The sequence below is a fragment of the Paenarthrobacter aurescens genome (genome assembly GCF_041549525.1).
Classification (GTDB): Bacteria; Actinomycetota; Actinomycetes; order Actinomycetales; family Micrococcaceae; genus Arthrobacter; species Arthrobacter aurescens.
Genome location: NZ_CP157456.1, coordinates 2,352,419 through 2,370,386, shown reverse-complemented (window position 1 = coordinate 2,370,386; position 17,968 = coordinate 2,352,419). Strand labels below are relative to the sequence as shown.

Genomic DNA, 17,968 nt, shown 5'->3' with positions numbered 1-17,968 from the left:
GGGGTCCCCATTGCGGCATTTTCACCCGAAGGCTTGGATAGAGTGGCCGTTTGAGAACTACGCCAACGAGGGGACCACGAGTGCAACAGCTCACAGCCATGGCCGGAATCGATGCACCCGATATGGCCCGTGCCCAGCAACTCGTGGGGAGCATTGTCCGGAGCTTCGAAAACAAAGTAGTAGGCCAGGCCAGGCTTCGTGAGACGTTGGTCATTGGGCTGCTGACCGGCGGCCATGTGCTGTTGGAAAGTGTGCCTGGCTTGGCAAAAACCACAGCTGCCCAAGCCATAGCGGAATCGGTGAGTGCGGAGTTCCGCCGCATACAGTGCACGCCGGACCTGCTGCCCAGCGACATCGCGGGTACGCAGATCTTTGACGCCGCCAAGGGTACCTTTGTCACGCAGCTGGGGCCTGTTCACGCCAACATTGTGTTGTTGGATGAGATCAACCGCTCCAGTGCCAAAACGCAAAGTGCCATGCTTGAGGCGATGCAGGAGCGTCAGACGTCCATAGGGGGCGAGTCCTACCCCCTGCCGCAGCCTTTCCTGGTGCTCGCTACCCAAAATCCCATTGAGCAGGAAGGGACGTATCGTCTTCCCGAAGCACAAATGGACAGGTTCATGCTCAAGGATGTCCTGGACTATCCGAGTCCGGCGGAGGAAGCGGAAGTTATTCGCCGGATTGATGCCGGCGTCTTCAGCCCGGACCAGAAGCCTCCGGCCGCCGCGTCCCTTGACGCGGTAGTCCAAGTTCAGGAACTCGTGCGCCGGGTCTACATTGATCCGGCGATCGTCAGGTACATTGTGGGGCTCGCCTACGTCACCCGTAACGCTTCACAGTACTTGGAGCCGCGGCTGGCCAACGTGGTGGAATTCGGGGCCAGCCCGCGGGCAAGCATAGCTTTCAGCCAGGCAGCCCGGGCCATGGCGTTGCTCAAAGGGCGTGACCACGTCATTCCTGAAGACGTCAAGAACCTCGCGCACAGGATCCTGCGGCACCGGATCATTCTGGGATTCGATGCCGTGGTTGAGGGCATCTCCGTGGAAACCGTGATCGATGCCGTGTTGGCGTCCGTGCAGACGCCGTAAAGGGGCCGGCACGTGCCCAGCCTGCTCCGACGCGTCAAGTCCAGGATGTTCATCTTCGCCCACCGCAGGACGCTGTCATTGCTGGACGGGGAGTACGGTTCGGTCTTCAAAGGCCGCAGCCTGGACTTTGATGAACTCCGCGCCTATGTGCCCGGGGATGAGGTCCGCGACATCGACTGGAAAGCTACGGCACGCCACGGATCCCCCCTGGTCAAGCGATATGTGGCAGTTCGCCGGCACGCTGTCCTTCTCCTGGTGGACACCGGCAGGAACATGGCAGCACAAGCATTCTCCGGTGAGAGCAAAAGGGACATTGCCGTCCATGCCGCCGGTGTGCTGGGTTATCTTGCCGCCAGGCACGGTGACGATGTGGGCCTCCTGCACGGCAACGCCACCAACTCCTGGTACCTGCCCCCCCGCAGCGGTGAAGAACATCTGGAGAGGCTGCTGCGCGAAGTGGATGCGAGCGCATCCCTTGAGGGTCCGGTCAGTGGCATCGCCCAACAGCTGGACTACGTGTTGAGATACCTCAAAGGGCGTTTGCTCATTGTTGCCATTGCCGATGAGTTCCTCCCCGATTCCCGCACCGAAAACCTCATGCGGAGGTTGCGCGGCCGGCACGAGGTCCTGTGGCTGACCGTGCGCGACGCCGAACTCGCAGTTCAGGCGGGCCACGAGGGCAGCACGGACGTCCGGACAGGGCAGGCAATACCCCTGGCGCTGGCCATGGATGGGAAAGTACAGGCTGCCTACGCTGAGGCAATGCTGGAACGGGAACAACAGCGGCGGGCGGTATTCCACCGCCTCGGAATTGCCGAGGAACACACAAGCGGCAGTGAAGAGGTCCTGACGTCAGTCTTCGCCCTGCTCGAAAAGCACCGGTCCCGGGCCATCACGCCAAGGCCGTCAACCGTGGGTGGCAGCCATGCAGGATGAAAACGGCTTCTATTCACCCCTGCAATACCAGCCGCAGTGGTTCTGGCTCGGACTGGTGATGGTGCTCCTCGTAGGGCTTTGGTACGCGGCCATCTTCCTGTGGGGCCGCAAGAAGGCACCCGCCAGGCAAAACGCGCCTGCACATCAAGGACCCCATCTGGAGAGGCTCCGAAGCGAATGCCTCCAGGCAATCGACGCCACAGCAGAGGACGCCGACGCCGGCCGCTTGCCAGAGCGCGACGCTCACCAAAAACTCAGTTTCCTCGTCCGCGAATTCGCCGGGACGGCCAAGGGGCTGCCCCTGACTTCGATGACCCTTGAGGAACTCCGCCGACACGAATACAACGGTTTGGCGGCAGGAATCGCCGGTATCTACCCCAGCGAGTTCGCACCCCAGCCAACCCACACCGTCCAGGAATCCGCGGAGGCTGCACGTCAGGTGGTGCGCGCATGGAACTGAGCTACTGGTGGATGCTTCCCCTGGCCGCAGCAGCGGTTAGCATCGCCGCCCTGACTTACCGCCGTCGTCGAACCCCACAGACCAGGCCCATTGCCCACGGTGAGAGGCTCACCGGCCTCCCCGAATACCAGCAGGCCCTCCGCCGGCACCGCGCCCGCTTGATCCTGGCCGTGGCGCTGGGCGCGGTGTTCCTCGCCGCCACCGCCACAGCCGCTGCAAGACCAATCCACCGCACAACCGAGCAACCGGAAATCAGGAACAGGGACATTGTGCTGTGCCTTGATGTGTCCGGCTCCATGACCAGCACAGATGCCGCCGTCACAGCAGTCTTCGAAGACCTCGCCAGGAAATTCGACGGCGAAAGAATCGGGATGGTCATCTTCGACAGCAGCAGCGTACAACTCTTCCCGCTCACCGATGACTACCAGTTCGCCGCCGAACAGCTCGCCCAAGCCAAGGAAGCCCTAAACAGCGGATCAGGGTCCTTCTTTGACGGCACCTGGAACGGTGAGGGCTCCTCACTCATAGGCGACGGGCTGGCCTCCTGCGTACAAAGTTTCCCCGGCACTGAGCCAGGGGAGCGCTCGCGGTCCGTGGTGCTGGCCACGGACAACTTCCTCTCCGGAGAGCCCATCTTCACCCTGGAGCAAGCCGCAGCCCTGGCGGCCGACAAAAAGGTAAAGATTCACGCCCTCAACCCAGGGGACATGGACTACGGGGGGCAAACGGACCAGCCCGGCGCCCTGCTCAAGTCAGCCGCAGAACGAACCGGCGGCACCTACTTCACCTTGGACAGCCCGGACGCCGTACCGGGCATCGTCCAGGAGGTCCAGGACACCGAAGCCACAAGCTACCTCGCAGCGCCACAGGCAGTGGTCTCCGACGCCCCGGACTGGCCATTGGGTGTTGCCCTGCTGGCCGGCACAGGGATGCTGCTGCTCGGATGGCGGCTGGAACCATGACCTTCGCCCCCATTCTTCCCTGGCCCCTCATTGCCCTCGCCTTTCTCACCTTGCTCGGCCTCACCGCGTGGACCCTTGCACCCCGTGGACGAAACCGGGCACAGCGGACCTGGAGGCCTGCAGCACTGCGCAGTGCCGCCGTCGTCCTCCTGCTCCTCGCCGCCTTGCGGCCCGGCTGGTCAGGAGGCCAGGCCCAAACCGGCACCGCAGACCTGGACGTCTTCTTCGTTGTGGACACCAGCACCAGCATGGCCGCAGAAGATTACAGCGGAACAAACACCCGGCTCTCTGGCGTCCAGGAGGACGTCATGACCCTGGCCAAAGAACTCGCCGGAGCCAAATTCTCGCTCATCACCTTCGACAGCAAAGCCACTGTCCGCATGCCCCTGACCCAGGACGCCACAGCACTGCGGACAGCCATGGCCACCCTCCAACCCCAAAACAGCAGATACGCCAAAGGAAGCAGCGTCACCGGTGCGGCGCAGCTGCTGAAGGAAAGGCTGCAAGCCGCCCAACAGCAACACCCCGGCAGACCCGCCCTGGTCTTCTACGCCGGAGACGGGGAAAACACCAGCACCGAAGCTCCGGCACCCATGGACGCCGGCAACGTGGCCGGGGGAGCGGTGCTCGGCTACGGAACAGGCCAAGGCGGCCGAATGAAGGAAAGCACCACCGCGGACGCCGGCTACGTACGGGACAAAACCACGGGCACGCCACAAGACGCCGTCTCACGCATCGACGAGGGCCAGCTACGCTCCATCGCAGACCAGCTCCACGTCCCCTACGCCCACAGGACAGGCACCGCTCCGGCGTCGGACATGCTCAGCCAAGCCCGCCCCAGCGCCATAACCGTAGGAACCCAAAATGGCCCCGGACGCATAGAGCTGTACTGGCTGCTCGCACTGGCCGCGTTCCTCCTGGCAATCCACGAACCCCTGCGGCACTTCACCGCCCTCCAAGCGCTCAGGCCTGCCAGGCAAAAGGAACCCAGCTGATGAAGAACAGCAACGCACGACGACGGCGACGCCGCCTTGCGCTCTGGTCAGCACCACCTGCGCTGCTGGCGCTCGCAGTTGCTGCCAAGCTCCTGAGCGTGGCTGTGCTGGGTACCGCTGCAACGAACTCCTTCGAGGCAGGAGAGCAGGAGGGCGCAGCCCGTGCAGCGGCAGGGTTGCAGATAGTGAACATCCTGGAGCCGCATAAGGGGCTTTTCGCTTCGGGGGATGCCCAGGTGCTTGCCGGCGACTTTGCTGCTGCGCGGAGGGACTTTGAGTCGGCCTTGGCCGCAGGGGCAGGAAATGACGAATGCAAGGTGCGCGTCAACTTGGTGTTGAGCATCGAGAAGCTGGGGGATGAAGCCGGGGAACCGGCCGCCGCGGCACGGTTGTTCAATGAAGCCAAAGCCACAGCAGACGTCGCGCCGCCCCTATGCCACACGGAATCTCCGGCGAACTCAGCCGGGGAGGGCAAGAGCCTGGACGCGGCCGAAGACCGCCTGAAGGGCAAGATTGCCGCGGCTGAGGCCCCGGACCGTCCTTCCACATCCAAGCAGAGTACGCAGCCGCAGCCACCAAACCAGGAGCAACTCCAGCAGCTTCAAGAGAGCGCGCAGCAGGCACAGCGGGAGCGATCCGAGGGCCAGGAGCGCGGCGAGTACCTGCGGGGACCGGACAAAGATCCCGGTGTGGACAGGCCGTGGTGACTACTCCCAAAGGATCTCGTCATCCACAACGCCGTCTTCGTCGGCCGCGACTACCAGGAGCTCGTCCGTGAAGTGGGAACCCAAGGTGAAGTCCAGCACGAAGTACCGCTCCGGCTGCCCGGGGTAGATGGCCACGTGGCCGAGTTTGAGGGCTTTGAGGAAGACGTCATTGGTGAGCTGGCCTTTGTCGGTGACGCCGAAGACCGATTCGAGTTGCTCGTCCTTGAGTTGTGAGCTGTGGAAATGCAGGAACTGTTGGGGATTGGTGCCGTCCTGATCCAGTTCATCGGCGATCATTTCCCGTACTTGGTCCACGAGCTCAGGCAGGAAGCGCAACCTGTAGTCCACCTTGCGCATGGCTGCCTCATCGAAGTGGTCGTGCGCGGTGACGTTGAGGTCCAGTTCAAGCTGGTTGCCACCAAGTTCGTGTCTCGCTACGAAGCAATGTTCACGCCCGTGATTGAGCTCGATCTCCCCAAAATGCTTGCTCGCTACCTTGCCCATGTGATCAATCTAACCCCATCAACCGGCGGGTTCCAGCACTTCGCGGCAATTCACCTCGGGAGCTTGCGGCCCTTGACAGGAGCGGATTTCAGGGGGTGAAGGCCGCTTTTTCCTGACGTGTCCCTGAGGGTGTCCGCAAGAAGCTGTGTGAACAACTGCACTTGCGCTGTCCGCTTTTCATTGATGAGCAGGGCGAACACGTTCCGCGCCAGTCGGATGTCCGGGACGTCAAGGACCACGACGCCGGCCGGCCGGTTCCGCAGAGCCAGTTCCGGTACCAGCGAGGCCCCCAGCCCGGCGGCCGTCATCTCCAAGCTCGCATGGAAGTCGTCGCTGTAAGCCACCACGCGGGGGTGAAGGTTGCAGCTGGCGAAAAGGCGTTCGATCACCAACGCATCGCTGGTGCCGGGGTGATGGATGATCCATGGCATGTCCGAGAGGTGGGCGGCTTCAATCTCGGCGTCCTCCCGGATCTTCCATGATGCGGGCAGCACCACCCGGAAGTCGTCATCGCCGATCCACTGGCGTTCCAGGGAGTGCGGCCAGGCCAAGCCGGATTGACCCACCTGATAGACCAGCGCCACATCCAGCTCGCCGCCGCTGCGCAGGCCCTGAATGGTTTGCGCCGGTTCGGCAACAGAGACTTTGAGCTCGATGCCCAGCCCACTCCATCGTTCATTCCGAAGGATCTCCGGCAGAACATAAGTGGCAAGGCTGGGAAAAATGCCCAACCTCAGTTCCTGTGCGGGGGTGTCGTTGGTCCGCGAAGCTGCCGCCATGAGGGCCTCGACGTCGGTAAGCACCTTGGAAGCGTGGCGGGTCATGGTCACCGCGGCTTCGGTAGGAACAACGCTGCGGGCGGACCGTTGGAAGAGTTCGACGCCGGTATCGCGTTCCAGCGCAGCCATCTGTTGGGAGACTGCCGATGCTGTGTAACCGAGTTGGGCGGCAGCGGCTGCGAAGGATCCCAGCCGGGTGACCTCCATCAAGGTGCGGAGATGGAGAAGGTTGACCATCAGCCGATTTTAGCTGTTCGCCACGCCACATTTTCAAAGTGTCACGACACGCCGTATCCGGGCGACACGCTGAAGATTAAATGTGGCTAAGTAGTCCACAGGGTGTGGATGACATCTCTCAATTCGGCGGAATCACGGACATTTTGAGAGCCCTTGCCTGTGGACGAGCGGTGGATTGAATGACATACTTGTAATACATCATCTTGGGGTTCCAGTTCTTCTCTTGCACTACATGTAGTATCGATTTACGGATTGAGCGGGAAACCAGCGCAAGACAAAATCAGAGCGTGTTGGCTGTCACGGCAGCCCGCGGGCCGGTATCGGATTCAGTAATTAGTTCCGGTTGAGCCCGCCAGATACGAAGAGCGACAGACTTCAACTAAGGGGACAGGGATCATGACCGTAACGGTTTACACGAAGCCGGCCTGTGTTCAGTGCAACGCAACCTACCGGGCGCTGGATAAGAAGGGCATTGCCTACCAGAGTGTGGACATCTCCCAGGATGCCGAGGCCCTTGAGCGTCTCAAGGCACTGGGCTACATGCAGGCACCGGTTGTCGTAACCGAGCAGGACCACTGGTCTGGTTTCCGCCCGGACAAGATTGAGGAACTGGCCCAGGCCGTTTCCTCTGTGGCCTAAGTTTCATTCAAACTTCGCCACCACAGCACACCAAAAATTCCTATGTAGTTGAGGTGACTCCCATGGCACCGCTGGCAACGGCATCCGTACGCAATGCTGCGGAAGTTGTGACCACGAGGAGTCACCTCATCTACTTTTCCTCCACCTCCGAGAACACCAAACGATTCGTCCAGAAACTGGGTACGGATGCAGCACGCATCCCGCTGTACGCCCAGGACGCACCGCTTAGGGCCCTTGAACCCTTCGTCCTTGTACTGCCCACATACGGCGGAACAAACGGCGAAGGCTCCGTGCCGAAGCAGGTCATCAGATTTCTCAACGATCCCAGGAACAGGGAACTGATCCGCGGTGTTATCGGAGCAGGGAACACTAATTTCGCGGACAACTATTGCGCAGCCGGGGACATCATCTCGGTGAAGTGCAAGGTGCCGCATCTTTACAAATTTGAACTCATGGGAACGCCGGAAGACGTTCAGCGGGTCAACGAAGGGCTGGAAAAGTTTTGGACACAACTGTCGCAGAAACAGAAGTAACCGGGGGCGCTGTGGACACGGTCAAGAAGCCGCTGCCCGAGGCTTTCAAGGGCTTGGGTTATCACGAGCTCAACGCCATGCTGAACTTGTATGGCCCCAACGGCGAGATCCAGTTTGAAGCCGACCGCGAGGCTGCACACCAGTACTTCCTGCAGCATGTGAACAACAACACGGTCTTCTTCCATGACCTGGAAGAGAAGCTCGACTACTTGGTGAAGAACCAGTACTACGAGCGCGAAACCCTCGACCAATACACGATGAACTTCATCCGCGATCTCTTCAACCGCGCGTACAAGAAGAAGTTCCGCTTTGAGACCTTCCTCGGCGCCTTCAAGTTCTACACGTCCTACACGCTGAAGACTTTTGACGGCAAGCGTTTCCTGGAGCGCTACGAAGACCGCGTCTGCATGGTTGCCCTGCACCTGGCACGCGGTGACGAAGACCTGGCCAACCGCCTTGTTGACGAAATCATCGACGGCCGTTTCCAGCCTGCTACTCCCACGTTCCTCAATGCCGGCAAGGCACAGCGCGGCGAGCTGGTCTCCTGCTTCCTGCTCCGCATCGAAGACAACATGGAGTCGATCGCCCGCGCCATCAACTCCGCGCTCCAGCTCTCCAAGCGCGGCGGCGGTGTAGCTCTCTCGCTCACCAACATCCGCGAGCACGGCGCACCCATCAAGCAGATCGAGAACCAGTCCTCCGGCGTCATTCCCGTGATGAAGCTCCTCGAAGACAGCTTCTCCTACGCAAACCAGCTCGGTGCCCGTCAGGGTGCAGGTGCGGTCTACCTGCACGCTCACCACCCGGACATCCACCGCTTCCTGGACACCAAGCGTGAGAACGCTGATGAGAAAATCCGCATCAAGACGCTCTCCTTGGGCGTAGTGGTTCCGGACATCACGTTCGAACTCGCCAAGAAGAATGAGGACATGTACCTCTTCTCCCCGTATGACGTGGAGAAGGTCTACGGTGTTCCGTTCTCCGATATCTCGGTGACCGAGAAGTACTACGAGATGGTTGACGATTCCCGGATCAAGAAGACCAAGATCAGCGCCCGCGAGTTCTTCCAGACCCTCGCGGAAATCCAGTTCGAGTCCGGCTACCCGTACATCATGTTCGAGGACACCGTGAACCGGGCCAACCCGATCGACGGCAAGATCACCATGAGCAACCTGTGCTCTGAGATCCTGCAGGTTTCCTCCCCGTCCATCTACGCCGAGGACCTGAGCTACGAGACCGTGGGCAAGGACATTTCCTGCAACCTTGGTTCGATGAACATCGCCAAGACCATGGACTCGCCGGACTTTGGTCGCTCCATTGAGACCTCCATCCGCGCCCTCAGCGCTGTTTCGGACATGTCTTACATCAACTCGGTGCCGTCCATCGCCCAGGGCAACGCCCAGAGCCACGCAATTGGCCTCGGCCAGATGAACCTCCACGGCTACCTTGCCCGTGAGCACGTCCACTACGGTTCCGAAGAGGGCCTGGACTTCACCAACATCTACTTCTACACGGTGCTGTTCCACGCTCTGCGTGCCTCAAACCGCCTGGCCATCGAGACCGGTCAGAAGTTCGGCGGCTTCGAGAAGTCCACCTACGCCTCCGGTGAGTTCTTTGACAAGTACACCGAGCAGGAATGGGTACCGGCAACGGAGCGCGTCCGCGAGCTCTTCGCCGGCCACCACATCCCCACCCAGGATGACTGGCGCGAGCTGAAGGCTTCTGTCATGGAGCACGGCATCTACAACCAGAACCTCCAGGCCGTGCCGCCTACCGGTTCCATCAGCTACATCAACAATTCCACGTCCTCCATCCACCCGGTGGCCGCCAAGATCGAAATCCGCAAGGAAGGCAAGATCGGCCGCGTCTACTACCCGGCTCCGTACCTGACCAACGACAACCTGGAGTACTACCAGGATGCCTACGAGATCGGTTACGAGAAGATCATCGATACCTACGCAGCTGCCACGCAGCACGTGGACCAGGGCCTGTCCCTGACGTTGTTCTTCAAGGACACCGCCACCACGCGTGATATCAACAAGGCGCAGATCTACGCATGGCGCAAGGGCATCAAGACCCTCTACTACATCCGTCTCCGCCAGCTCGCGCTGGAGGGCACTGAGGTGGAAGGCTGTGTCAGCTGCATGCTGTAATCAACCATTACTGGTTGATTAATTGCGATCTTGGTCGTACTCAAAACTAAAAAGCACGACGGCGGGTCACCACCCGCCGTCGTAGGCTTATCTCAAGAAAACCATCGCTTAAAGGGGATGAAATGACCGAAAAGGTCAAGCTGCTGACTCACGTCGAGGCCATCAACTGGAACAAGATCCAGGACGACAAGGACGTGGAAGTCTGGAACCGCCTCGTCAACAACTTCTGGCTTCCTGAGAAGGTGCCGCTGTCCAACGACGTCCAGTCGTGGCACACACTGACGCCTGATGAGCAGCAGCTCACCATGCGCGTTTTCACCGGACTCACCTTGCTGGACACCATCCAGGGCACAGTCGGCGCTGTCTCGCTGATCCCGGATGCGATCACCCCGCACGAAGAAGCCGTGTACACCAACATCGCTTTCATGGAGTCGGTGCACGCCAAGTCCTACTCGTCCATCTTCTCCACCCTGTGCTCCACCAAGGAGATTGACGACGCTTTCCGCTGGTCCCTCGAGAACGAGAACCTGCAGAAGAAGGCTCAGATCGTCATGGACTACTACCAGGGTGACGATCCCCTGAAGCGCAAGGTGGCCTCTACGCTGCTGGAGAGCTTCCTGTTCTACTCGGGCTTCTACCTGCCCATGTACTGGTCATCACGCGCCAAGCTTACGAACACGGCCGACCTCATCCGCCTCATCATCCGTGATGAGGCCGTGCACGGCTACTACATCGGCTACAAGTTCCAGAAGGGCCTGGAGAAGGTTTCCGAAGCCCGCAAGCAGGAAATCAAGGACTACACCTTCGAGCTGCTCTTCGAGCTGTACGAAAACGAAGTCCAGTACACGCACGACCTCTACGACGGAGTCGGCCTGGCCGAGGACGTCAAGAAGTTCCTGCACTACAACGCCAACAAGGCCCTCATGAACCTCGGCTACGAGGCCATGTTCCCGGCATCCGTCACGGACGTGAACCCGGCTATCCTCTCGGCACTGTCCCCGAACGCGGACGAGAACCACGACTTCTTCTCCGGCTCGGGCTCTTCCTACGTGATTGGCAAGGCTGTCAACACTGAGGACGAGGACTGGGAGTTCTAGGAAGACACGTCCTTTGAAGGCGGGCAGCGAGGATTCGCTGTCCGCCTTTTGTGTCTGGCCACTTTCTGCTGGCGGGCTGTCTAGGTTCTTATGGGGTGGTGTCCTGGCAGGGGTGGGGCTTTGGATTGGTATGTGTGGCCGGTGGGGGTGCTGATTTCGAGGGTGTGCACGCCGTGAGCGCCCGCGTGTGATTTCCCATGGAGCGTAGTGACCGCCCACCCGGGGTGTTCTTTGGTGTGGTTGCAGGCTTCGCACAGTCCTGCCCCGTTCGCGGGGTTCGTTTTCCCGCCGGAATGCCACGGAACCACATGGTCGATGTGCCGGATGGGTGCGTCGCAATACGGGGTGCGGCAAGTGTCGTCCCGGGTCTCGATCAATCGCCTGAGCCGGCCGGTAAAAAGCCGGGCCTTCGAGTCCGTGCCGAGGAGATCTCCCGTGCCCGGCGCCGTGTACAGCCGACGAAGCCAGACATCAAACTCCCGACCAGACACTGCCTGCATCTGGTCCTGTCCGGTGTTAGCTTGTCCGGCGTTTGCCCGCCCCGCAGTTGCTTGTCCGGCATTCGCTGCCGGTCCCGGGTTCACTGCTTGCCCCAGTCCGAGGAGTTCCCGTCCCCACTCGGCCGGGACGATCCCGTACCCCTGGAGCCGTGCCGGTTCACTATCGCCCTGGAACAGGGTCCGGTCCGTCATGACAAGATCCAGGTTGATTCCCGAAAACCCGCCCGGGGTCCCGGTGATGCGTTCGACGAGGGTGTCGGCCATGACCTGGCCGCGGGTCGGGACAGCACTACCTGAACCGGAAGCACTACCTGAACCGGAAGGACCACCCGAACCAGCGTCCCCGCTGGAACGGGCCGAATCAGCAGCCCGGGTCAGTGCTTTATAGACCGCCACACCCTGGGCCACCGGCAACAGCGCCATCAAGTACGTCATGGTGTCCGGCGCGGGACGCAAACTGACCATCCGCTCAGACGCCGCACGGGCAGCACGCCCCGCCACCGACCGCGGATCACGACGATACGCTGCAGCCTTCACCGCCGCGACAATCGCCTTGTCACCCTTCCCATCAAAAGTCCCCATATCCGCGGCAAGTTCTTCATCAACCGCAGCCCGGTCCTCAACACTGAGGCACGCGGTCTCCTTCACCAGCAGCGTGGCACGCCACTCATTCAACTTCCCGGCCTGCAACGCCGCCATAGTCCGCGGCATCTCCACCACCAAAGCCTTCGCCAAACCAAGCAACCGCGACCCACGATTCGGGGATTCCCGACGCGCCAACGCCACCTGCGCACCCACCCCCAGGCCACGCTCCGACACGGGAACGCCGGCCTCGGCTTGCTCAGCGCGCTGGGCAAGATCAAAAGCCACAGCAACCCGCGCCTGCAACGCAGTAATAGCCGACTTCATCTCCTCCAACACCCGCAACTGCTCAACCAAGTCGCCGCTGACGGTGCCTGTCGGCATGGTGCGCAGCTGTGATGGTCCTCGGGGATTGGAAAGTACAGGTGCAGCCGACGCCGCTGTCTGCGCTTGCCCCTCCCGAATCTGCTTCATGTCACTACTCTGGCAGGGCGCACTGACAATATAAGCGGCTCGACCAAGACGTTGACTGAACCGCTCAACCCTTGTCCGCGTCTTCACAGCAGGGGAGGATATTCCACATCGTCGGGAGGTTCGCCATGGTTCAGTTGGAGAAGTTCGAGAAGTACTTGATTGAAGAGTTCTACGATGACTACCGGTCGGGGGAGATGTCGCACAGGACCTTCACCAGGCGGGTGGCCTTCATCATGGGCAGCATGACGGCGGCTGCGGCGGCCATGACGTTGGTGGGCTGTACGCCGCAAGAGGTTCCCCGAACCACGGACCCGATGCCCAGACCGTCGCCCACGTCCTCCGCGTCCTTGCAGGGAACTGCCGCGTCACCTGGGAATGCCACAACTGCGGTTCCCAATGCCAAGAGCCCCTTGTCCGTTCCAGAAGGCGCAGCCGGACTGACCACGGCCACAGTGAAGTTTGACTCCGGTGGGACAGAGATCAGCGGGTACCTTGCCCGGCCTGAGGGAAGCCAGAGGGGCCCTGCTGTACTGATCTGCCATGAAAACCGCGGGCTGACGCCGCACATCCAGGACGTTGCCCGCAGATTCGCCAGGGAAGGCTATGCAGCATTGGCGCTGGACCTCCTGAGCAGGGAGGGCGGCACGGCGAATTTGGATCCGGATGCCGTCCCGGGTGCACTCACGCAGGCAGGCGCACAACGGCACGTCAACGACTTCAAAGCCGCTTTCGAGTACCTCAACGGCCAGGGCTTCGTCGAGGAAGGCCGGATCGGGATGGTGGGATTCTGCTTCGGAGGAGGCATCACCTGGCAATCAAGTACTGAGTTTCAAGGCCTCAAAGCAACATCGGCCTTCTACGGTCCCGCGCCGGACCTGGCCAAAGTCCCCACCATCAAGCCGGCCGTGATGGGTGTCTATGCAGAGAACGACGCACGTATCACCGGCGCGATGCCCCAACTCCAACAGGCCTTGGACGCGTCAACGGTTAAACACCAACTCAAGGTGTACCCCGGGGTTGACCACGCATTCCACAACGACACCAGCGAGCGTTACGTGGAGGCTCAGGCTACGGCCGCGTGGAATGACACCCTGGCGTGGTTCAGGGACAACGTCTAGGCCGCCACTTTTCCGTGACTCAACCCTGCAAGCGCGCAGCTTCGGATGCCAACTCCGCTTCCAAAGTCTCGATGCTCGGCAGGCTCGCCACCAATTCGTCCGGCAAGGAGTCCGCGAGGGAGGTCTTCCACTCCGCGATGCCCACAGGTGCGTTAAACCCACGCAGTGCATACTCAGCCACCACACTGTTCTTCTCCTTGCACAGCAGCAAACCGATGGTTGGTTTGTCGTCCGGATGCGCCAGAAGATCGTCCACGGCCGCCATGTACATGCCAAGCTGCCCCAGGAAACCGGGTTCGAATTTCACGGCCTTGAGTTCGATCACCATGTAGCAGCGCAGTTTGAGGTGATAGAACAGCAGATCGGCGAAGAACTCGTCCCCGGCAATTTCCAACCGCACCTGCTCGCCAACAAACGCGAAACCCTGGCCCAGCTCCAGCAGGAATTTCTCCACGTGCTTCACCAATTGCAGCTCCAGGTCCCGCTCGGTGTGCCGATCACTCATGGATAAAAAGTCGAAGACGTACGGGTCCTTGGTGGCTTGCTGCGCAAGGTCCGAGTCCGCAGGAACCATCGTGTTGGCAAAGTTCGTGATGGCCTGCCCGGAGCGTTCGTGCAAGCGAGTGGAAATCTGGTGGGTCAGAACGTTGCGTGACCATCCGTGCTGGGCAGCCGCCGCGGCGTACCAAAGGCGCGTGGCGGCGTCGTCGAGCTTTTCCATGAGCGCGATCTGGTGGTACCAAGGCAATGTTGCAAGCGGCTCTTGCAACATTGGGAAGTCCGGCCAGGCTTGGGCGAAGCTCTTCATATACCGAAGGTTCCTGGGGGAGAAGCCCTTCGCCTCGGGGAAGCGGGTGCGGATATCCGCTGACAGGCGCGTAACCACTTTGGCTCCCCAGCCTTGCTCGGATTCCCGCGCCGCAAGCTGCCGGCCAATGCTCCAGTAGGAATTCAGCAGCTCACTGTTGGCGGCAGCCATGGCCCGAGTCCGCCCTGCCCTGACCTCCTTTGCCACTGTATGGAGAAGGGTGGGGTACCACTCGGGCATGGACGAAGCGGCCGGCACACCCGGGAATGATGCCTCGGCGGCGAGTTCTTGGGAGGTCATGGTGCTCCTGTCGGTTGCTGTTGTCATCACGCTAGATGGGGGCACTGACAAAATAGACACGTGAGTGAAGCCGGAGATTTTGTGGATTACACCCTGCAGATGGAGTCCACCTGGGAGAAAGCAGCAGAGGCCAGCGAGCGACTGGGCGGCAGCTTGAAGGTTTATGGAGCATCGGTGGGTGCTGTCCGGGGAACGGTGCGGGATGCCTTGAAAAAGTACAAACACCTGGACCACGACCACATCACGGCACTGAGTTCGGAGCTCTACTCGGAGCCGGTCTTCGAACGCCGCCTCGCTGCGGTGGTTCTGCTGCAGACGAAAGTAAAGATCCTGGTCAACACGGACCTGACCCGTATTGAGGGTTTCATCAGGCAAGCCGGGACACGGGAGCTGGTGGATCCATTGGCGAGGGACGTCGTGAAGCCGTTGGTGGCTCGGCTGGAGGGCATAGCGAAGGAACGTGCCGAACGCGTCCTTGAGCGCTGGGCCGCTGATCCGGACCCGGAACTACGGCACGCCGCGGCTCTGGCATCGGAGGCTGCTACCCCTTGATATGCACCACCGGGCCGCCTAGCGTTTCCCTCACCACATGCCAGTGAATTGAGAGGCAGGCTTGTCGATGAAATCGCTGTGGTTGGACCGGGAATCCCGCTTCACGTCGGACTCAATCCCTGAAGAAAAGCACTTTGACACCATAGTGGTTGGTGCAGGCCTCACCGGGATGGTGGCCGCCCTGCTGTTGTCCAGGTCCGGTCAGCGGGTGGTGGTCTTCGAAGCCCGGACACTCGGGGCAGTGACCACAGGGAACACCACCGGCAAGCTGAGCCTCCTGCAAGGCGGGGTGCTCTCGGCCTTGCGGAGCCAGTACTCGCTGAAGGTGGTTCAGGCCTATGTGGAGGCCAACAAGTCCGGACAAGCCTGGCTGACGCAGTACATGGAGCAGCAGGGGATCGCGTTCCAGCGGCGGACCGCTGTCACGTTCGCCACCACCGACGACGGCGGCCAGCGGCTCCGCAAAGAAGCTGCGGTGTCGCGGGACGCAGGTTTGGACGTGCACTTCAGCCGTGACCCCGGGCTGCCATTTCCGGTGGTGGAGGCTCTGGAACTCGAAGGACAGGCCCAAATTCACCCCATGGACGTGTTGGAAACGCTCGCCAGGGACATCCGGGAACACGGCGGCATGATTGTTGAGGACATGCAGGTGCAGAACGTTGGTTCCGCCCAACCCCTGGAAGTGTCCACAGCTAAGGGAACGTTTACCGCGGACACTGTGGTGATCGCCACGGGCATCCCCATCCTGGACCGCGGACTGTACTTCGCCAAGCTTGAGCCCAACCGATCCTATGCAGCGGCGTTGAGGGTACCGGGCGATATTCCGCGGGGCATGTATCTCTCCATCGATTCCCCCACGCGTTCCCAGCGGACCCAACCAACAGCCGAGGGGGAACTTCTCCTGGTAGGCGGATACGGCCACACGGCGGGGCGCGCGAAGTCGCCGCAGTCTCATGTGAATGAGCTCCTCGGATGGGCAACCAAGCACTACCCGGGGGCAGAGGTCACCCACACCTGGTCTGCCCAGGACTACCGGGCCACCAACCTGATGCCGTTCTTCGGCAAGCTTCCCCGCGGCCACGGACGGATCTTCTTTGGCACCGGTTACAACAAATGGGGGATGAGCAACGGTGTGGCAGCGGCTCTGTCCATCACCTCGGACATCCTGGGCGGCCAGTCAGATTGGGCGAGCGTCATCCATCATCGGGTCACTTCGCCCCAAGGCGCACTCCAGGCTGTACGCCTCAATGCGGGCACCACCAAGCGCATGGTGGAAGATAGGGCCCGGATCAAGGCCAACCCCGAAATTACGGATCAAACCCGACCGGCAGAGGGAACCGGTGTGGTGGGCCTGTACAAGGGTGAGCCGGCGGCGGTGTCCACCGTGGACGGTACCGTTTGCATGGTTTCGGCCAGCTGCTCGCATCTTGGCGGGATCGTGAGCTGGAATGACACCGAAAAGTCGTGGGATTGCCCCTTGCACGGTTCGCGCTTCAGCCCCGAGGGCAGGTACCTTGAGGGCCCCGCGACGCGTCCTTTGCAGGAGTCGCCGGGGAAGGAGAAGGACTAACCCAGCCGGTCGACGCGCCGCTGGGCCTGGTCGGCGGCCCGCCGTTGTTGGGTTGCGGCCCTGACGGCTCGCTTCTTATCCGCCTCCGCAGACTCAGCATCACGGGTGATGCCGATCAGTTCGGCTTCAAGGGAAGCCAGACGCTTCTTGAGTTCTTCTATCTCTGATTTGAGGTTTGTTCGGCGATCAGCCAACTCATTGACGGTCTCCCACGCCTGGGATGCTGCCGATTCTGCCTCTTTGGCAGCTTCGTCGGCGGCCTCAAATTCCCTCCGGGCCTCTTCCAGGGCTGCTTGTTGCTTAGCGGCACGCCTATCTGCCAGGGAGGTGGCTTCGTCCTTGGGGGCCTTCTTTTTGGACGGCTTGTCATCTGAAGTTTTGGTGGTCTTGGCGGACTGTGCTGGTTCCTTTCGGGAGGTTCGCGTGGCAGTGATTCCCTCGGTGGGGAGTTGACCGGCGTCGTCGTCAGGACCTGCAGCAGCGATTGCGCCTGTCAGGTCTACCGCCTCGAAGCCGCTGCCGCTGAGCCCCCGCACCAGCCTGCCCGTTCGTACCGCAGCGGCCGCTCCGGCATCGGCCATTGCTGCCCTGAACGTCTGCTCCACATCCGAGGCTGCGGCGGCGCTCAGCGGAGCGCCAACCTCGGATGCGAGGTCCTTGGCTGCATGGACTGCCGAGGAAAGCTGGCTTTGGCGCTGCTGTCCCAGTTCCCGGAACGCTTCCGCGTCGCCTTCCTCCTGGGCGCTCCGCAGCGAAACACCAAAGCGTACGACGCCGTCAATCACCTCGGGTTTGTGAACGGCCAGCATGTTGATGGCCCAGGCGCCGGCGGCTGGCTTTGGAAGGCCCGCCACGTCTTTGGCCAGGTCCTTGTTGCCGCCATCTTTCGCTTTGCGGACCAGAGCAGCGCGCTCTGCCGTGAACTCACGAGGCGTTACGGCGTACAGCTCGTTGGCGGCGTCGCGAAGGTCCAT

18 protein-coding genes are annotated in these 17,968 nt (G+C 61.3%); 13 read left to right on the top strand and 5 right to left on the bottom strand.

What is annotated here, in order from left to right; all coding sequences use genetic code 11:
- Positions 1-80: 80 nt before the first annotated feature.
- From ABI796_RS10945 to ABI796_RS10920, 6 genes are read left to right on the top strand one after another with little or no spacing between them, the layout of a single operon-like run.
- A complete protein-coding gene (locus ABI796_RS10945) occupies positions 81-1,088 on the top strand; it encodes a MoxR family ATPase (RefSeq protein WP_141285144.1) in 1,008 nt (335 codons plus the stop codon).
- Positions 1,089-1,100: 12 nt separating this feature from the next.
- Positions 1,101-2,024: a DUF58 domain-containing protein gene (locus ABI796_RS10940; RefSeq protein ID WP_141285146.1), complete on the top strand. Its 924-nt coding sequence runs from the start codon at positions 1,101-1,103 to the stop codon at positions 2,022-2,024.
- Positions 2,014-2,484: a hypothetical protein gene (locus tag ABI796_RS10935; RefSeq protein ID WP_141285148.1), complete on the top strand. Its 471-nt coding sequence runs from the start codon at positions 2,014-2,016 to the stop codon at positions 2,482-2,484. The genes ABI796_RS10940 and ABI796_RS10935 overlap by 11 nt, the downstream gene beginning before the upstream one ends.
- Entirely contained in the window at positions 2,475-3,446 is a 972-nt protein-coding gene (locus ABI796_RS10930; RefSeq protein WP_141285150.1) for a VWA domain-containing protein, read from the top strand. Before ABI796_RS10935 ends, ABI796_RS10930 begins: the two co-directional genes overlap by 10 nt.
- A complete protein-coding gene (locus ABI796_RS10925) occupies positions 3,443-4,441 on the top strand; it encodes a VWA domain-containing protein (protein WP_246095857.1) in 999 nt (332 codons plus the stop codon). Before ABI796_RS10930 ends, ABI796_RS10925 begins: the two co-directional genes overlap by 4 nt.
- Positions 4,441-5,148 carry a hypothetical protein gene (locus ABI796_RS10920; RefSeq protein ID WP_141285154.1) on the top strand — a complete coding sequence of 236 codons (708 nt, stop codon included), beginning with the start codon at positions 4,441-4,443 and terminating at the stop codon, positions 5,146-5,148. Before ABI796_RS10925 ends, ABI796_RS10920 begins: the two co-directional genes overlap by 1 nt.
- On the opposite strand, the gene ABI796_RS10915 is transcribed toward ABI796_RS10920, so the two are convergent.
- Positions 5,149-5,652, bottom strand: a complete 504-nt coding sequence (locus tag ABI796_RS10915) for a DUF2004 domain-containing protein (protein WP_141285156.1) — start codon at positions 5,650-5,652, stop codon at positions 5,149-5,151.
- Between the two features lie 50 nt (positions 5,653-5,702).
- Positions 5,703-6,668 carry a LysR family transcriptional regulator gene (locus ABI796_RS10910; protein ID WP_141285158.1) on the bottom strand — a complete coding sequence of 322 codons (966 nt, stop codon included), beginning with the start codon at positions 6,666-6,668 and terminating at the stop codon, positions 5,703-5,705.
- A 396-nt stretch (positions 6,669-7,064) separates the two neighbouring features.
- Here ABI796_RS10910 and nrdH point away from each other — a divergent pair, with 396 nt between their 5' ends.
- The 4 genes from nrdH (at position 7,065) to nrdF (ending at position 11,090) form a co-directional block, all read left to right on the top strand.
- Positions 7,065-7,307: a glutaredoxin-like protein NrdH gene (gene nrdH / locus ABI796_RS10905; protein ID WP_011775022.1), complete on the top strand. Its 243-nt coding sequence runs from the start codon at positions 7,065-7,067 to the stop codon at positions 7,305-7,307.
- 62 nt (positions 7,308-7,369) lie between these two features.
- Complete coding sequence (gene nrdI, locus ABI796_RS10900; RefSeq protein WP_141285160.1) at positions 7,370-7,840, top strand: class Ib ribonucleoside-diphosphate reductase assembly flavoprotein NrdI; 471 nt, start codon at positions 7,370-7,372, stop codon at positions 7,838-7,840.
- 11 nt (positions 7,841-7,851) lie between these two features.
- A complete protein-coding gene (nrdE, locus tag ABI796_RS10895) occupies positions 7,852-9,993 on the top strand; it encodes a class 1b ribonucleoside-diphosphate reductase subunit alpha (protein WP_281283987.1) in 2,142 nt (713 codons plus the stop codon).
- 122 nt (positions 9,994-10,115) lie between these two features.
- Positions 10,116-11,090 (top strand): class 1b ribonucleoside-diphosphate reductase subunit beta, encoded by a 975-nt coding sequence (gene nrdF, locus ABI796_RS10890; RefSeq protein ID WP_011775019.1) that lies wholly within the window; start codon positions 10,116-10,118, stop codon positions 11,088-11,090.
- An 80-nt stretch (positions 11,091-11,170) separates the two neighbouring features.
- Here the strand turns inward: nrdF and ABI796_RS10885 are convergent, their stop codons facing one another.
- Positions 11,171-12,646 carry an HNH endonuclease gene (locus ABI796_RS10885; RefSeq protein ID WP_373091242.1) on the bottom strand — a complete coding sequence of 492 codons (1,476 nt, stop codon included), beginning with the start codon at positions 12,644-12,646 and terminating at the stop codon, positions 11,171-11,173.
- 125 nt (positions 12,647-12,771) lie between these two features.
- Between ABI796_RS10885 and ABI796_RS10880 the strand changes: the two genes are divergently transcribed.
- Positions 12,772-13,764 (top strand): dienelactone hydrolase family protein, encoded by a 993-nt coding sequence (locus tag ABI796_RS10880; RefSeq protein ID WP_141286557.1) that lies wholly within the window; start codon positions 12,772-12,774, stop codon positions 13,762-13,764.
- Positions 13,765-13,783: 19 nt separating this feature from the next.
- On the opposite strand, the gene ABI796_RS10875 is transcribed toward ABI796_RS10880, so the two are convergent.
- The gene (locus ABI796_RS10875; RefSeq protein WP_141286555.1) at positions 13,784-14,872 is read right to left on the bottom strand and encodes a YhcG family protein; all 1,089 of its coding nucleotides are present in this window, start codon (positions 14,870-14,872) and stop codon (positions 13,784-13,786) included.
- 60 nt (positions 14,873-14,932) lie between these two features.
- Here ABI796_RS10875 and ABI796_RS10870 point away from each other — a divergent pair, with 60 nt between their 5' ends.
- Together ABI796_RS10870 and ABI796_RS10865 are read left to right on the top strand one after the other, a co-directional pair.
- Positions 14,933-15,424: a DNA alkylation repair protein gene (locus tag ABI796_RS10870; protein ID WP_141286553.1), complete on the top strand. Its 492-nt coding sequence runs from the start codon at positions 14,933-14,935 to the stop codon at positions 15,422-15,424.
- Positions 15,425-15,491: 67 nt separating this feature from the next.
- Complete coding sequence (locus ABI796_RS10865; RefSeq protein ID WP_141286551.1) at positions 15,492-16,994, top strand: FAD-dependent oxidoreductase; 1,503 nt, start codon at positions 15,492-15,494, stop codon at positions 16,992-16,994.
- Here ABI796_RS10865 and ABI796_RS10860 read toward each other — a convergent pair.
- Positions 16,991-17,968, bottom strand: coding sequence for a hypothetical protein (locus ABI796_RS10860; RefSeq protein ID WP_141286549.1), 978 nt, complete (start codon positions 17,966-17,968; stop codon positions 16,991-16,993). The two genes, ABI796_RS10865 and ABI796_RS10860, sit on opposite strands and share 4 nt — an antisense overlap.

Excerpts from the sequence above, each read along its gene's own strand:
- ABI796_RS10930 (WP_141285150.1), top strand. The coding sequence starts at position 2,475 with ATGGAACTGAGCTACTGGTGGATGCTTCCCCTGGCCGCAGCAGCGGTT.
- nrdH (WP_011775022.1), top strand. The coding sequence starts at position 7,065 with ATGACCGTAACGGTTTACACGAAGCCGGCCTGTGTTCAGTGCAACGCA.
- nrdI (WP_141285160.1), top strand. The coding sequence starts at position 7,370 with ATGGCACCGCTGGCAACGGCATCCGTACGCAATGCTGCGGAAGTTGTG.
- ABI796_RS10880 (WP_141286557.1), top strand. The coding sequence starts at position 12,772 with ATGGTTCAGTTGGAGAAGTTCGAGAAGTACTTGATTGAAGAGTTCTAC.
- ABI796_RS10865 (WP_141286551.1), top strand. The coding sequence starts at position 15,492 with ATGAAATCGCTGTGGTTGGACCGGGAATCCCGCTTCACGTCGGACTCA.
- ABI796_RS10925 (WP_246095857.1), top strand. The coding sequence starts at position 3,443 with ATGACCTTCGCCCCCATTCTTCCCTGGCCCCTCATTGCCCTCGCCTTT.
- ABI796_RS10910 (WP_141285158.1), bottom strand. The coding sequence starts at position 6,668 with ATGGTCAACCTTCTCCATCTCCGCACCTTGATGGAGGTCACCCGGCTG.
- ABI796_RS10915 (WP_141285156.1), bottom strand. The coding sequence starts at position 5,652 with ATGGGCAAGGTAGCGAGCAAGCATTTTGGGGAGATCGAGCTCAATCAC.
- ABI796_RS10920 (WP_141285154.1), top strand. The coding sequence starts at position 4,441 with ATGAAGAACAGCAACGCACGACGACGGCGACGCCGCCTTGCGCTCTGG.
- ABI796_RS10935 (WP_141285148.1), top strand. The coding sequence starts at position 2,014 with ATGCAGGATGAAAACGGCTTCTATTCACCCCTGCAATACCAGCCGCAG.
- ABI796_RS10860 (WP_141286549.1), bottom strand. The coding sequence starts at position 17,968 with ATGGACCTTCGCGACGCCGCCAACGAGCTGTACGCCGTAACGCCTCGT.
- ABI796_RS10885 (WP_373091242.1), bottom strand. The coding sequence starts at position 12,646 with ATGAAGCAGATTCGGGAGGGGCAAGCGCAGACAGCGGCGTCGGCTGCA.
- nrdF (WP_011775019.1), top strand. The coding sequence starts at position 10,116 with ATGACCGAAAAGGTCAAGCTGCTGACTCACGTCGAGGCCATCAACTGG.
- ABI796_RS10875 (WP_141286555.1), bottom strand. The coding sequence starts at position 14,872 with ATGACCTCCCAAGAACTCGCCGCCGAGGCATCATTCCCGGGTGTGCCG.